Genomic DNA, 13,584 nt, shown 5'->3' with positions numbered 1-13,584 from the left:
CACCAAGGCTACTCGATCGAACTGGTGAGGCTAGCCTCAACCAAACTCCTAACCGCATCCGCGGAGCGTCTTGCACCCATCTTCTTGATCAAGTTAGTACGATGGATTTCAACGGTTCGAGGGCTTATTGATAGCTTATTGGCGATTTCGAAGTTTGTTTTCCCGTCGCCCATTGCCTGCAAAACTTGCTTCTCACGACTCGTTAGTGCGGACCAGCGCTCTCGCGCACGTTGTTCTCGCAATTTCAGCTCCCGTGCAGCAGAGAGGCGCATATCGAGTTTCTTGATGTGACTCTCGAAAATCTGGCAATCAAATGGCCATTCAAGATAGTCTATTGCTCCAGCATTCATTGCACGGACCACTTTGCCCACTAAAGGTGTGGAGTCATAGGCTAGGGTGGGAATGAAACTTGAAGCTGAACTCAAGTGTTGCACTACTTCGGCTACTGCGTTGTCCTCGTCTCTAACGAGAGCTATTCCTGCAGATCCAAACCCCAAATGATAATCTTTGGGATCGTGACACGGTTCAACATGGTATTTTTCACTTGTCAGAAGACTGCACAGATGCGCGCGTCTTCTTTCACTGCGGTCAAATAAATACACTTTCTCTTTATTAGACATTGTGCAACCTCTCCGGGAGCTACTGATAGGTCGGAAAGAATCACACAAGCTACGCAAATGCACTTAAAGAATGGTCCGATCTGGACTCAGTGTATTTTTCTACTGTGATCGAGCATAGCTTGTCAGGCCACCAAGACATTGGCGCGTTAGATCGACCCCTGGGCAATTTGGCGGGATTGCATCTTCATCATGAATCGGCATAAAAGCGGTCGGCATTTCCAAGTCTGAACAATAATTGGAACTCAACCTATTCCATCTTCGCAACACGCCCGACAACCATCTTCCAACTTGGAGTTGGGGCACGTCCTCGACGTTATGAGCGAGGTGCTATCGATACTCGATCGTCATCAATCCACTGTTCCAGCGGTACATTTGCAGAAGGCTATCGACACGTTGACAGAAGAATTAACGGTCCGAAATGGACCAAAGGAATAGGACCCTTGTTAAATTTCATTGACTTAGGTTTTTTTGCCTAACCCTAGTTCCATACGGCTATTGGACCCGCCGCGTATAACGGGTACAGTTATGATGTGTTCGATATAGCAAACCCTGAACTTGATCCTAGGACTGCCGAGCGCCTGCTTGACAGCTTGACAGCAGCTCAAGTTGAAGTTCTCGATCGCGTTTTGCTCCATAAGACGTCAAAGGAAATCGCGAGAGAACTCGGAATCGCGCCCAACACTGTTGACCAACGCATCAAAGCTGTTTGGCCCAAACTTGGAACTCAAGATCGCGCGGCTACTGCTCGCCGGTACGCACTTCTAAAAAACATATGTGGTCGAACCACATATGGTGAGCCGGTGATCGACTTCCATTCAGATTTTGAAGATCAGCAATTCCAGGAGCTGTCGGAAAGCCCGCTATTTGTTGTCGAAGACTCTGCAACTTTTGAGCCTCGACTTTGGCAAAATCAACCGACAACCCTGGAGACTCTGGACGCCAAATTTGGTCCGCTCGGTAGGATTGCCGCAATTGTTGTCGGTGCAGTTTTGCTGTCGGTTATCGGACTGGTGATTACCGCAATAGCGGTGACCATGGGAGACTTGGTCTGAAGGGGTCTTCAACTCAACACGCTGGCGCGTAAGCGCGAACGGAGATGCAAGATGAAGACCAAAGAAATCGCTGCTATTCGCATTAGTCGTCAAATTCACACACTCGAAGATGACCTCGACTTACTTTTAGCATCAGCCGGATCGCTGATGGTGGAGATGACACAGTTTCGGGTCGATACCGACATGGACGCGGTAATTGGCCAAAAGGCAATCACAAGGGTGGCTGAATTGCAAAAGAGCCTTGTTGATGCCCGTTTGAAGGCTGTTGGTGCGCATTCAGATCTTAAGAAGATTATCGAGACTAAGGCAGACTTTCCATTTACATGCCCCGAAAATGCTAATGCGCAACACCTTAGTGAGGTGACCGCTGCGCGCGCTGGATAGGGCTAGTTATGGGACCGCAACTGAACGTCCATAGCATTGCAATCTTTTACAGTATTCTCTTGGCTTGTGTGGCCGCAGCGTTCCTTCGAGGGGGCAAGCCAGAAAAGGCTGGGGCAGCAACTTTGGCGGCCCTTTTTGCAATTCAAGCGATCGTTTATGCTTCGGTCCCACCCCGCTTTCTCAACGTTGATCTCATTTCATTCGCTGTAGATATTTTATGTCTAGGGGCGATGAGTTGGATCGCTATTAATGCAAAAAGGGCTTGGCCAATATGGGCAGCTTCGTTTCAACTGTTGAGTGTGGCAGCTCATTTCGCCCGGTACGTACAAGTGGAAGTGGAGCCGGCGGTCTACTCGATCATGAAGAGCGCTCCGACCGGCTTTGTCGCCACTCTGATCCTGATTGGGACCATGTTCCATCAGATTCGCCTGGCGAAGGTCGGCTACGATCAATCTTGGGTAGACTGGAAGAGTGTGAGAACGGCGCGATCTACCGTTGCGATACCCAAGCGCTAGCAATACTGGTGGAGGCCTTCCGAGATATTTCGGAAGAGTTTATTTTGCAGATTCTTCTTGCCTCCAATGGGCAATATTTGGGCTATAAAGTGCTCTCTCACGGAGCAAAAGCCAAAGCGTTTGGACGATTCCGGCAGGTGGTCGAACCGATTATTGCAACGGGAGCTCCCGCATTTGCTCTTGCTCACAACCACCCATCCGGGTCAACGGAGCCGAGCGATTCTGATATTCGGACAACCAAGCATCTGGCAATACTTTCGCATACTCTAGATATTCAATTCGTAGACCACCTCATCATTGCGGGCTCATCGGCCTTCAGCATGCGACGTGCAGGTTTGCTATGAGCATGAAGCAATTCAAAACCCCTCGCGATTTCGCTGAAGCTGGACTCAAGCTATTGCAGACCGCGTCTTTAGCCGCCACAACTGAAGAAGACTTGAACGCTCGCCGTGAGTTTTGCGTCCGGCAAGCACGTTTAGAGCTGCAAAATCGACGAGCAAGATCTACACACTTGTCAAGCCATCTCTTTGGCGAGCCCGCATGGACTATGCTGCTTGAGCTCTATGTTTCTAGTCACCAAGCTAGACCCATTTCAGTGACTAGCCTCTGTGCGCTTTCAGATGAGCCGCAGACAACTGCACTTCGATGGATTTCGATATTAGAAGATGAGGGGTTGGTGGAACGGTCCAATTCCGGCACCGATAGAAGAGTGCGAGAGGTTGCTTTGACCGATCACGCTCTGCAACAACTTGATCACTATTTCTCCTTCCGCAAGCATCACTTGCTTTGACTGGGGGCCATGGCCAGAATTGTGACTGCTGCGATCCACTTGCGAGTGCCGCCATGAGTCCTTCGCTTATTTCGACTTTCCAAGCATCGATTAGCGGGAAAATGCCTATACCGTGAGAAGGCTTTGTCAGACTAAAATTGCGCAACCGGTTGTGGACCGCGGTGCTGTCAAAGGGATGGCGGGTCGGTGGGCAGGTTGCTACCCGGAGCGGATGAGCAAGACTGAAAATCCGTTCCGATACTTCCACTCATCGCCCGATATCATCCGCATGGTCGTGATGCTTTATGTGCGATATCCATTGTCGTTGAGGAATGTCGAGGATCTACTCTTTGAGCGCGGTTACGATCTGTGTCACGAGACAGTTCGGCTGTGGTGGAATCGCTTCGGCCCGATGTTCGCTGCCGATATTCGCAGGCAACGAGTAAGCCGAATGCGAGGGTTCCGCCATTGGCGCTGGCACCTCGATGAGATGTACGTCAAGCTCAATGGTGAGATGGTCTATCTATGGCGTGCGGTCGATCACGAGGGCGAAGTCCTGGAAAGCTACGTCACGAAAAAGCGGGACAAATCCGCGGCTTTGGCGTTCATCAAGAAGGCGCTGAAGCGCCACGGGAAGGCTGAGACGATCGTCACCGACGGCCTGAAATCCTACCCGGCGGCGATGAAGGAACTCGGCAACGAAGACCGTCGCGAGATGGGGAGGTGGCTCAACAATCGGGCCGAGAACAGTCACCATCCCTTCCGAAGAAGAGAGCGTGCGATGCAGCGGTTTCGGCGGATGAAGTCGTTACAGAAATTCGCCTCAGTCCACGCCTCGATCTCCAACCACTTCAACTCCGAACGCCACCTAATCGATAGACAGACCTACAAAGCCCGCCGCTCTGCCGCCATGGTCGAGTGGCAATCACTGATGGCCTGAAGCGCGGCGCGGGTAGGGACCGCCTTGCCAAGTGGAGACGAGTTGGCGTCGGACTGACAGCACCGAAAGCCGGATGGATTAGATTCCGATCGCTGGTCGGGTCAGCTTTGCGGCATGGTCGGCATACAGACACCATCGAGCGCAAGAACGTGGGTAAAGCGTCCCAGCGCCATCCAAGAGCCGATCGAGAAGGTCAGGTCGACAATCTCGCGATCGCTGAAATGGGCGTGCATCCGTTCCCAGAAATCCTCGTCATCGTCCATCGATTGCGGTGCTTCACCGAGCCGTTCGGCATATTCGATCGCCAGCCGCTCGCGCTCGCTATAGGCATCCCAGGTACGCCAGTTCAGCACCTCCGTGTAGAAGCGTTCGTCCGGCGGAGTGTTGTCGCGCGCCTTTGCGGCCTTCTCGACGCTGCCACCGCTGCGCTCGATATGGCCGGGCAGATCGCGCGCCGCCCGCATTTCACGACACAGATTGCAACCGTTGATCAATGCGGTGCGCATACGGGCTGCTTCCATTTCGCGCATGGAAAGCTGTGAATTCTCGTAAACCGCCAGCGAATAGCCCGCCGCCGCCGCGCCGATTTTGGGCGTGTATTCGGCCCAGACATAGGCCAAGGGGTCGTGCGCGTGCTCTTCGGGAACATGTACGCGAGGCATGATTTTCTCCTCTCCTTCGACTTGTGATTTTGCGGTATCCACTGATCGAGGCACGATTGTGGCCGTGCGGCTTTGTCAAAGCAATGGCGGGTGGTCGGCGAGACTGCTTGCCGGAGTGGAATCGCTTCGGCCCTATGTTCGCGACCGATATCAGGCGACAGCGCATCAGTCGCATCAAGGGCTACTCCCAGTGGCGTTGATATCTCGATGAGTGCTTCGTCAAGATCAACGGCGAGACACATTACCTCTGGCGCCCTGTCGATCATGAGGGTGAAATCCTGGAAAGCTACGTGAAGAAAAAGTGCCATAAATCAGCTGCAATGGCTTTCTTCAAGAAGACACTGAAACGCCATGGAAGCCCAGTCGAGATCGTGACCGAGGGGCTCAAATCTTTTCCTGCTGCATTGAAAGAGCTGGGCCTGAATGTCCGTTAAACGCGGAACCGTCTTATTTGCGGACGGGCCGCAGGTCGAGGATGACCTTTTCGAGGTGATCGATCACCAGTTTGACCGTATCGTCATTGATGCCATGGGTCAGCCGGTTGATCGCCATGCCTTCGAGCGTGCTTTGCGTCAGCGCCAGAGCAACCTCGAATGCCTGGGGATCGTCACGCCATTCCGGAAATAGTTCGATGGCCAGGTCGTGCCAACGCTCTCGGAATTCGAGCCGGACGGGTTCGAGCGTTACAGCGAGCTCCTTGTCTGTGCGCGAAGCAATCGCGAGTTCCTGGAAAGCGATGAAATTCGGCCGGGTCAGTTGGCCCCAATAGGCATGGAGGAGAGTGCGCGCATCATGATCCAGCGTGCCTGCTGAACGTCGGAAGGCGCGCAATTGCTTGTGATGCAGCTCTATCAAAGTCGCCTGGAGCAGTTGCCGCCTGGTCTCAAAATGGTGCAGCATGGCGCCACGCGACAGTCCGGCATCGTCTGCGACCTTGGGCGTCGTGGTGTTGGAATAGCCGTATTTCACTAGGCAGCGGATGGTCGCCTCGATCAGGCGGGCACGGGTCTTTGCGCTCTTGATCGCCTGGGCGGTCGGTTCGATGATTGGCTGGGCACTGGCTGGACCCTTCTCCTTGTTGCGCTGCGTTGACGAACTGCGTGGCATATTCGGGGCCTCATACAAAATAAGCAGGCGTGCCTGTTTTTAATGATGACATATCTTGTGCAAAAAGGACTAGTCAAACGAATCAGTTGGAGAGCTATCGTCATGGGCAAACTGGAAGGCAAGACCGCGCTCGTCACAGGGGGTGGTTCGGGGCTTGGCAAGGCCGACTGCTTGCGTCTCGCGGAGGAAGGCGCGATAGTTTATGTGACGGATGTGAATGCGGATGCTGCTGCTGCGGTGGCCGCGCAGATCGGCGGTGCTGCTGTTGCGCTAAGGCATGATGTCGCATCCGAAGCAGACTGGCAGGCGGTCTATGACCGGATCGCAAGTGACCACGGTCGCCTTGATATCCTCGTCAACAATGCGGGGATTGTCTTGGTCGCGGACCCGGAAGCGACCACGGTCGCGCAGTTCGACCGCGTCATGGACATCATGTGCAAGGGCGTTTTCCTGGGCTGCAAGCTTGGTCTGCCGCTTCTGGCGAAGTCGGATAACGGTTCGATCATCAACATGTCTTCGACCGCCAGCCATTTCGGTTATGCTCCGTTTTTCGCCTATTCCGCAGCCAAGGGCGCAGTGCGCTCGATGAGCAAGTCGATTGCAGTGCATTGCCAGGACCAGGGCTACAAGGTGCGCTGCAACACGCTGCACCCGTCATCGATCGAGACGCCGATGATCCAGAGCGCAGAGGGTCGCGCAGGGGAAGAGCACGCCATTCCCGAAGGTGTCTTGCCCGCCGGGGCGACAGGTGCGCCAAGCGACGTCGCGAACCTCATCGTCTATCTTTGTAGCGACGACGCGCGCTTCCTGACGGGAGGCGAATATCTCGTCGACAATGGCTTCAGCATCCGGCCATGAACAATCATGTCGGACTTCTTTGATGGAGTTCAAGGCTGATTTTCCGAGTTGAGAACCCGGGCTTCTCAGGCAGGAAAGCCTTGGTCATTGGTGTCTCCAGCGTCTGCGGTACAGCCGTCGCCAGCATTGTTCATGCGCCGCCGGGCAAGATCGGCTTCGCTCACGAGTGCGAGCGTAGGTACGTCAGCTGCATTTCTTGCGCCAGGCAATCGAGGATCGGCGGCACCAGCCGGTCGTGGAAATCAATTTGCATGTGGTGATCGAAGGCAGCTTCGTCCTTGAACGTGGCAATGCAATAAAAGAGATCTTCGTCCTCTTCCGACTGCATGATCTCGTACACCCATGCATCTGGTTCATGTTCGTGAACCAGCGCCTTCAGTTCGGTCTGGAGCGCGATGAATTCCGCGCGCTTTTCGGGCTTCGTGTGCAGCGTTGCGATAAACGACTTACCCGGGGCTCCGCCGCGTTCAGGCTTTGACATCGTAAAGATACTCCCGGTGATAGGTGCCATCAATGCAATCGATCATCCGTGCGATGATCGGCGCGCTTTGCGGGTTCTGCTGATGGGCAAGGTCTGCCGACTCGTCGGTAAAGCTTTCGAAGACCGCGAAGGCGCCCGGATCTTCCAGCCGATAGAACTTGTATTGCAGCGTATCCGCTTCGGTAGCTGCAATGGCTTCCATCGCATCGATCAGCTCGATGAATTCGGCCTCTATGCCCGGCTTGATATTGAACCGGGAAAGGAAAGTGGTGGGCATCAGGGGCTCCTGCTCTTTTATTTCTCACCGTTGATGTAGCGATCCAGCTCGACATGGAAATGACGCAGCCGGGCTTCCTGTTCGCTCCACAGCGGTCCTGCGAAGCCGCGCGAGCGCGCACCCTTCTGCACGATCGGCAAGAGTTCGCTATCCTGGTCCAGAACCTCGCCCAGTTCAGGCGGTTCGCCCAGCTTGCTGTGGATGATATCAGGCCGGATCATTCCGCTGGTATCGGCGTCCTCGGCCAATCCCATCCACGCTGGCGTGGAATAGCCGGGAATGTCTTCCGGCTTGAACAGGATGATAGTCTCGTAAGTGAACTGTTCGGGATCGGTCGGGTGCGGCATGAAGCGGTGAATGAAGACCGCTTCGGGATGGCAGCCAATCTGGATGTTGGGGAACAATCCGTAGATGGTCGAATCGCTCAACTGTGTGTCACTGAATTTTTCATAGCCGAGGCCGTACATGACCGAACGCTCGCGCTTGGCCTGCTGAATGGCGGCACGGCTTTCCTGTGCAGTGCCGGTGAAGCTGTCAGGGTCGATGCCTGCATCGGCCAGCATCATCTTGATCCCGGCATTCACGGTTTCCTGATCGGGAAAGCGTGGGCTTGGTTGAGCAAAGGGGACGAACTGGCGGCTCATGCCATTGGGAAATAGATCGATCTGCGTGCGATCATCCATCACAGCCTGGGTCTGTGGATGGACTGAGTGGAGATGATAGATCTCGTAGAACGCGTCAACGCCGCCTTTCCAGTTGGCAGCCCAATCCGATCGCTTGTGCTGCACGACATGCATCTTGCCGATGTCATAAAGGGCGAGATGATCCGCAACTTCGCCGAGATACTCCGCCAGCGGCATGACATCGTCATTCATCGAGATGAAGATCAGTCCGGCCATCGTTTCGCAGCGCACCTGCTTCATGTCGGTGCCGTGGCAAAGTACGTCGGGATGGAAGGTTTCAGCATCGGTTACGGAAATATTCTTCCCGTCGAGCGCGAACTTCCAGCTGTGGAACGGGCAGGTGAACTTGTCCGCCGAACCGAAATCATCGAGGGCTATCTGGCTGCCGCGGTGCGGGCAGACATTGTAAAACGCGCGTACGCTGCCGTCATCCTGCCGGACCACGACGAAGGATTCGGTGCCGATGTCGAACCGCAGCCAGTCGCCTTCATCCGGAATGTCGCATTCGACGCCCGCGAGTAGCCAGGTCCTGGTGAAGACCCGCTCCCATTCCGCGTCCCAGAACTCGCGCGCATAATAACGCGAAGGATCAGGCCGCGAAGTCCCATTGTCCGGGCGCGGACGCTCGGCATTGAAGGGGTGGGAATCGCCATTGTGAATATCCCAGTTGCGGAAATTGAAGTGCATTTTCGCCGTTCTCCCGTGCCAGCCTGTCCGACTGTTACAGCAATGCCATTGATGCCAAATAAAAAACAATCATGATTGATTGACATATTTTGCTGTGGCAGGAAGATAGAGTCAAATGGGAAGGGGCCTGAGCCGCTATCCCTAAGATAAGAGGGTGGGAGAGATCTATGTCCAAGAGCTTGCTTAAATGCGGCGTTGCCTTTGCTGCGATGTCTCTCGGCATCATGCCGGCGGTCGGATATGCACAGGCTGCACAAGGAGCGGCTGAAGCCGCTGCTGCGGAGGATGATGAACAGGGGCTCGGCACGATCCTGGTCACGGCGACCAGGCGCGAGACCGACCTGCAGCGCACGCCGATCTCCGTATCGGCCATCGATGAAACGCTGATCGAACAGGCGAGCGTGGATACGATCGGTGGACTAGCGGCCTTTTCCCCTAACTTCTCGGCTGAAACGATTACCGGCTTCAACGCGGCGAGCTTCGCGATGCGCGGCGTGGGCCAGAACAACATCATCGTGTATTATGAGCCGCCGGTGGTCGTGCTGGTGGACGACTTCGTTATGCCTTCGGTCCAGACCCAATTGCTCGACACCTTCGATGTGGCGCAGGTTGAAGTGCTGCGCGGCCCGCAAGGCACGCTGTTCGGCAAGAACTCCACCGGCGGCGCGGTGACCGTGCGGACCAAGCGGCCGGAACTGAACTATGTCGGCGTTGACGGGCAGTTCAGCTATGGCGATTTCGGCACGGTGGCGGTGAAAAGCGCGGTCAACGTCCCGCTTGGCGACATCGCAGCGATTCGCCTCGTCGGCGGCTACGAGAAGACCGACGGCTATTACCGCAACGGGGCTTGCTATGGCCCAGTGAACAACCTGTCCGGCATTCCGTCGAAATGGGACGGTGCAGAGGGCTGCCTCGACGGGCGCCGCGTTGGCGGCAAGGATGTATGGAATGCCCGGGCGAAGCTGCTGCTCGAACCGAGCGATAACATCAGCGCGCTGTTCCAGTACGAATGGCTGCGCGACCGTTCGGGTACCGTTCCTTCGGTCAACGAGAACGATCGTTACACCGGAAACGTCGGCTTCCTGACCGATTTCCTCGGCCTCAATGTGCCCAATCCCAACAGCAATGACCCGCTGGACAATGCCGGCATCACGCTGCGCGGCGATGCCTTCCTCGGGCGCAAGCAGCGAATCAATGTCGATGGCCTCTATGCCAATATCGACATCGATACCGAGGTCGGGACGCTCACCTCGGTCACCGGGTGGCGCAAGCAAATCTCGCGCCTGCCGAACTCCTATGCCGGTGTGACGGCGATCGGCATCGATGGCCAGCCGCTTTCGGTATTCGACGCCAGCCGCGACGATGATCGCAAGACGTTCCAGCAGGAAATCCGCTTCGCCAGCGATCTGGGAGGGGCGTTCGATTTCGTCGCCGGCGGGTTCTATCAGAACGATAAGGCCGACTTCTGCGTGTCCCAGATTCTCGGCTTCCTCGACCTCGTTTTGGGGCCGCTTCCGTTCGGCGCCTGGAACGATGCGCCGTACATCCTCTGCAATGCGCAAAAGGCGGAATCGAAGGCCCTGTTCGCCGAAGGAACGTTCGAGATTTCGAATGGCCTGACGCTAACCGCCGGCGTCCGCCAGACGTGGGATGACAAGGTCTGGCGCGGGCGGCAGCAGACCTTCATTCCGGCACTTGAAGGCGGCTTCGACTTCGGCATCTCGATCGACGAACCGCTGGATGCGAGCGTCTACAATTATCCGGCGGGCGTGGTGCGGGTGGACGACAAGTCCGACGAGCTGACCTATCGCATCAGCCTCGGCTATGAAGCGAACCCCGACCTGTACTTCTTCGCGACGCATGCCACCGGCTACAAGGGCGGCGGCTTCAACGACCAGATCGGCGGCTTTGCGCCTTATGGCGCGGACCTCGATTTCTTCGCCAGCGACGCGCGCGCGACCGATCCGGAAAAGGCGAAGAGCTTCGAAGCAGGGGTCAAGGCCGGCCTGCTCGACAACCGTCTGCGGGCCAACCTGACCGGCTTCTACGTCGAATATTCCGATCTCCAGAAGCAGCTCAATGTGCCGATCGTCGTCAACGGCGCGCCCAACCAGGTGACGCTGTTCTTCAACGCGGCATCGGCCACGGTGAAGGGCATTGAAGCCGAATTGACGGCCAAGCCCGTTGACAACCTGACTCTGCGCGGCGTTCTGGGATACCAGGATGGCAAGTACGACGAGTACGACGCACCCAATGCCGGATATGATCTTGCGACGGCGCCGCTCGACCGTGCCCCGAAGTGGCAGTGGACCCTCGACGGTACCTATACTCTACCGGTTGGTTCTGACTGGGAGGTATCGCTCAATGGCAATGTTGCCTACCAGAGCCGCAACCTGTTCACTCAGGCGATCGACGATCCGCTCGGCAACACCTTCCTCGATGCCCGCACGCTTTTGAATGCGTCGCTTACTCTGGCGCAGGCGGATGGCGACTATTACATCCGCGTGGTCGGCCAGAACCTGACCGACGAGCGCTATCGCACGGCATCGCAGAATGTTGCCGGCCTGTGGCTCAACAGTCAGTTCGGTCCGCCGCGCTACTTCGGCATCGAGCTCGGAGTCAGCTTCGGAGCCGGTAGTTAATGATGCGATGGACTGCCCTGGTCGGGCTGGCGTTTGCGACATTGCTCGCCGCTTGCCAGCCCACCGGGGACGCTGACAGTAATGCTGTTGCCGGGGGCGAAGCCACTCGCGTAAGTTCGACGGATGAGTTCGTCTCGCGCAGCGGCACTCCCATCGATCCCGAAACCCATCCGGGCAAGGCACTGTTCTATGAAAACTGCGCCGGTTGCCACAGCGGAGCCGTTCCGAAGGCGCCGGCCATCGTCTGGCTGGAGATGCTCGAGCCGGACATGGTGCTCGATGCGCTGAACAACGGAGTGATGAAGCAGCAGGCGGCGCACCTTTCCGCGACACAGCGCCAGGAGATTGCCGAGTATCTTGCGCGTATCGAACTGGACGATTACCAGCCCCCCGCGCCGCCGCCGGCCTGCACCGGCGATGTGGCAAAATTCGCCGGGACGCCTCCTGCCGCAGTAGGCTGGGGCCATGACACCGGCCGCTTCGTCCCTGCGTCCGTGGGTGGCCTGAGTGCTGGCGACCTCAAGGGGCTCAAGCTTAAATGGGCATTTGCCTATCCCGGCGCAAATCGTGCACGTTCGCAGCCGACAATAGGTTGGAACACGATCTTCGTCGGAAGCCAGACGGGCAAGGTGTACGCCTTCGATCTCGCTACGGGTTGCGCCAAGTGGGTTTTCCGCGCGAGTGCAGAAGTGCGCAATGCGATCGTTACGGATGCTGATAACAAACGCCTGTATTTCGGCGATATTCTCGGCCGAGTGTATGCAATCGACGCGATGACCGGCAAGCAATTGTGGCAGGTCAAGGCCGATGACCACCCCAATGCCACGATCACCGGCACACCTGCACTTGGCGGGGGTGTGCTCGCAGTACCGATTTCATCGTTGGAAGTGACTTCGGCAGCCGATCCAAAATACGATTGCTGCTCCTTCCGCGGCGCAGTGCTCGCGCTCGATCCCAAGACCGGCAAGAAGCTTTGGAAGACTTACACGGTGCCCGCCGAGCCGCGCGAGCAAGGCCGCACCAGTGCCGGTGCCCGAATTCTCGGGCCTTCGGGCGCACCGGTGTGGGGCAGCCCGGTCTATGACGCGAAGCGGGGTCGCTTCTATTTCGGTTCGGGCGAGAACTATTCTTCCCCCGCCGACGAGAACAGCGATGCACTATTCGCGGTCGACGCCAGGACCGGTCGCAAGCTGTGGCAGGTTCAGTTCACCAAAAACGATGCCTGGAACGTCGGCTGCATGATCGGCAACGAAAACTGCCCGAAAGAAAAAGGACCCGACCTCGATCTGGCAGCATCGCCGATCATCGTGCCGCTTGGTGGCGGCAAGGATATCATCGTGGTCGGCCAGAAATCGGGTGTTGCCTATGGCGTCGATCCGGACACCGGCAAGATCGTGTGGAACCGTCGGCTTGGCCATGGCGGAACGCAGGGCGGGGTTCATTTCGGCATGGCGCGCGAAGGGACCAGCATCTACGTACCCATCGTCGACATGGTCGATACCTATGACGGGCGAACTTATGATCTCAAGCTCAACGGAGCAGGCATCCACGCGATCGAGGCGGCCACGGGCAAGGTCATATGGCGCCAAAAGGCGAAGGACAATTGCGGTGACAAGCCCTATTGCGATCCCGGCGTGTCAGCGGCGGCAACCGCCATTCCGGGCGCTGTGCTGGCCGGGCACCTCGATGGCATGTTGCGCGGCTATGATCGCAAGACCGGCAAGGTGTTATGGTCCTATGACACGACCAAACCGGTAAAGACGATCAGCGGGGACACTACCCGGGGTGGTGCGATGAGTGGACCGGGGCCCACCGCATATAACGGCTATCTGGTCGTCAACAGTGGCTATGGGCTCTACTTCCACATGCCCGGAAACGTTCTGTTGGTCTTCGAGAAATCGCGCTGA

The 13,584-nt window shown here is 56.7% G+C and carries 14 protein-coding genes and 1 pseudogene; 9 read left to right on the top strand and 6 right to left on the bottom strand.

Annotated features, from left to right (window positions below):
• Positions 1 to 8 precede the first annotated feature (8 nt).
• Positions 9 to 620 (bottom strand): response regulator transcription factor, encoded by a 612-nt coding sequence (locus ACX3VQ_RS09445; protein WP_462580806.1) that lies wholly within the window; start codon positions 618 to 620, stop codon positions 9 to 11.
• A 530-nt stretch (positions 621 to 1,150) separates the two neighbouring features.
• Here ACX3VQ_RS09445 and ACX3VQ_RS09440 point away from each other — a divergent pair.
• The 5 genes from ACX3VQ_RS09440 to ACX3VQ_RS09420 all read left to right on the top strand — a co-directional run bounded on the left by ACX3VQ_RS09440 (position 1,151) and on the right by ACX3VQ_RS09420 (position 4,280).
• Positions 1,151 to 1,672, top strand: a complete 522-nt coding sequence (locus ACX3VQ_RS09440) for a LuxR C-terminal-related transcriptional regulator (protein ID WP_462580805.1) — start codon at positions 1,151 to 1,153, stop codon at positions 1,670 to 1,672.
• Positions 1,673 to 1,723: 51 nt separating this feature from the next.
• Entirely contained in the window at positions 1,724 to 2,056 is a 333-nt protein-coding gene (locus tag ACX3VQ_RS09435) for a hypothetical protein (RefSeq protein WP_462580803.1), read from the top strand.
• Between the two features lie 271 nt (positions 2,057 to 2,327).
• Positions 2,328 to 2,915 carry a JAB domain-containing protein gene (locus ACX3VQ_RS09430; protein WP_462580801.1) on the top strand — a complete coding sequence of 196 codons (588 nt, stop codon included), beginning with the start codon at positions 2,328 to 2,330 and terminating at the stop codon, positions 2,913 to 2,915.
• 2 nt (positions 2,916 to 2,917) lie between these two features.
• Positions 2,918 to 3,361, top strand: a complete 444-nt coding sequence (locus tag ACX3VQ_RS09425) for a hypothetical protein (RefSeq protein ID WP_462580800.1) — start codon at positions 2,918 to 2,920, stop codon at positions 3,359 to 3,361.
• 211 nt (positions 3,362 to 3,572) lie between these two features.
• On the top strand, positions 3,573 to 4,280 hold the full coding sequence (locus tag ACX3VQ_RS09420) for an IS6 family transposase (RefSeq protein ID WP_462580798.1): 708 nt from the start codon (positions 3,573 to 3,575) through the stop codon (positions 4,278 to 4,280).
• Positions 4,281 to 4,381: 101 nt separating this feature from the next.
• On the opposite strand, the gene ACX3VQ_RS09415 is transcribed toward ACX3VQ_RS09420, so the two are convergent.
• Entirely contained in the window at positions 4,382 to 4,942 is a 561-nt protein-coding gene (locus ACX3VQ_RS09415) for a carboxymuconolactone decarboxylase family protein (RefSeq protein ID WP_462580797.1), read from the bottom strand.
• 215 nt (positions 4,943 to 5,157) lie between these two features.
• Between ACX3VQ_RS09415 and ACX3VQ_RS09410 the strand changes: the two are divergent.
• Positions 5,158 to 5,376, top strand: a pseudogene (locus ACX3VQ_RS09410) (DDE-type integrase/transposase/recombinase); the annotation flags it as partial.
• 13 nt (positions 5,377 to 5,389) lie between these two features.
• On the opposite strand, the gene ACX3VQ_RS09405 reads toward ACX3VQ_RS09410, so the two are convergent.
• On the bottom strand, positions 5,390 to 6,049 hold the full coding sequence (locus ACX3VQ_RS09405; RefSeq protein ID WP_462580795.1) for a TetR/AcrR family transcriptional regulator: 660 nt from the start codon (positions 6,047 to 6,049) through the stop codon (positions 5,390 to 5,392).
• A gap of 102 nt (positions 6,050 to 6,151) precedes the next feature.
• Here ACX3VQ_RS09405 and ACX3VQ_RS09400 point away from each other — a divergent pair, with 102 nt between their 5' ends.
• Positions 6,152 to 6,907, top strand: coding sequence for an SDR family oxidoreductase (locus ACX3VQ_RS09400; RefSeq protein WP_462573112.1), 756 nt, complete (start codon positions 6,152 to 6,154; stop codon positions 6,905 to 6,907).
• A 160-nt stretch (positions 6,908 to 7,067) separates the two neighbouring features.
• On the opposite strand, the gene ACX3VQ_RS09395 is transcribed toward ACX3VQ_RS09400, so the two are convergent.
• Genes ACX3VQ_RS09395 through ACX3VQ_RS09385 form a run of 3 tightly spaced genes read right to left on the bottom strand, consistent with a single transcriptional unit; the run spans position 7,068 to position 9,035 of the window.
• Entirely contained in the window at positions 7,068 to 7,388 is a 321-nt protein-coding gene (locus ACX3VQ_RS09395) for a putative quinol monooxygenase (RefSeq protein ID WP_462580794.1), read from the bottom strand.
• A complete protein-coding gene (locus tag ACX3VQ_RS09390) occupies positions 7,375 to 7,665 on the bottom strand; it encodes a putative quinol monooxygenase (RefSeq protein ID WP_462573114.1) in 291 nt (96 codons plus the stop codon). Before ACX3VQ_RS09390 ends, ACX3VQ_RS09395 begins: the two co-directional genes overlap by 14 nt.
• A gap of 17 nt (positions 7,666 to 7,682) precedes the next feature.
• Entirely contained in the window at positions 7,683 to 9,035 is a 1,353-nt protein-coding gene (locus ACX3VQ_RS09385) for an aromatic ring-hydroxylating oxygenase subunit alpha (protein ID WP_462580791.1), read from the bottom strand.
• A gap of 167 nt (positions 9,036 to 9,202) precedes the next feature.
• Between ACX3VQ_RS09385 and ACX3VQ_RS09380 the strand changes: the two genes are divergently transcribed.
• A complete protein-coding gene (locus ACX3VQ_RS09380) occupies positions 9,203 to 11,677 on the top strand; it encodes a TonB-dependent receptor (protein ID WP_462580788.1) in 2,475 nt (824 codons plus the stop codon).
• Positions 11,677 to 13,584 (top strand): outer membrane protein assembly factor BamB family protein, encoded by a 1,908-nt coding sequence (locus tag ACX3VQ_RS09375; RefSeq protein ID WP_462580786.1) that lies wholly within the window; start codon positions 11,677 to 11,679, stop codon positions 13,582 to 13,584. The genes ACX3VQ_RS09380 and ACX3VQ_RS09375 overlap by 1 nt, the downstream gene beginning before the upstream one ends.

It is taken from the genome of Altererythrobacter chaiwopuensis (assembly GCF_054957735.1).
This window is presented reverse-complemented; position numbering and strand designations above follow the sequence as displayed.

Excerpts from the sequence above, each read along its gene's own strand:
- ACX3VQ_RS09445 (WP_462580806.1), bottom strand. The coding sequence starts at position 620 with ATGTCTAATAAAGAGAAAGTGTATTTATTTGACCGCAGTGAAAGAAGA.
- ACX3VQ_RS09435 (WP_462580803.1), top strand. The coding sequence starts at position 1,724 with ATGAAGACCAAAGAAATCGCTGCTATTCGCATTAGTCGTCAAATTCAC.
- ACX3VQ_RS09430 (WP_462580801.1), top strand. The coding sequence starts at position 2,328 with ATGGGCAGCTTCGTTTCAACTGTTGAGTGTGGCAGCTCATTTCGCCCG.
- ACX3VQ_RS09425 (WP_462580800.1), top strand. The coding sequence starts at position 2,918 with ATGAAGCAATTCAAAACCCCTCGCGATTTCGCTGAAGCTGGACTCAAG.
- ACX3VQ_RS09420 (WP_462580798.1), top strand. The coding sequence starts at position 3,573 with ATGAGCAAGACTGAAAATCCGTTCCGATACTTCCACTCATCGCCCGAT.
- ACX3VQ_RS09415 (WP_462580797.1), bottom strand. The coding sequence starts at position 4,942 with ATGCCTCGCGTACATGTTCCCGAAGAGCACGCGCACGACCCCTTGGCC.
- ACX3VQ_RS09405 (WP_462580795.1), bottom strand. The coding sequence starts at position 6,049 with ATGCCACGCAGTTCGTCAACGCAGCGCAACAAGGAGAAGGGTCCAGCC.
- ACX3VQ_RS09400 (WP_462573112.1), top strand. The coding sequence starts at position 6,152 with ATGGGCAAACTGGAAGGCAAGACCGCGCTCGTCACAGGGGGTGGTTCG.
- ACX3VQ_RS09395 (WP_462580794.1), bottom strand. The coding sequence starts at position 7,388 with ATGTCAAAGCCTGAACGCGGCGGAGCCCCGGGTAAGTCGTTTATCGCA.
- ACX3VQ_RS09390 (WP_462573114.1), bottom strand. The coding sequence starts at position 7,665 with ATGCCCACCACTTTCCTTTCCCGGTTCAATATCAAGCCGGGCATAGAG.
- ACX3VQ_RS09385 (WP_462580791.1), bottom strand. The coding sequence starts at position 9,035 with ATGCACTTCAATTTCCGCAACTGGGATATTCACAATGGCGATTCCCAC.
- ACX3VQ_RS09380 (WP_462580788.1), top strand. The coding sequence starts at position 9,203 with ATGTCCAAGAGCTTGCTTAAATGCGGCGTTGCCTTTGCTGCGATGTCT.
- ACX3VQ_RS09375 (WP_462580786.1), top strand. The coding sequence starts at position 11,677 with ATGATGCGATGGACTGCCCTGGTCGGGCTGGCGTTTGCGACATTGCTC.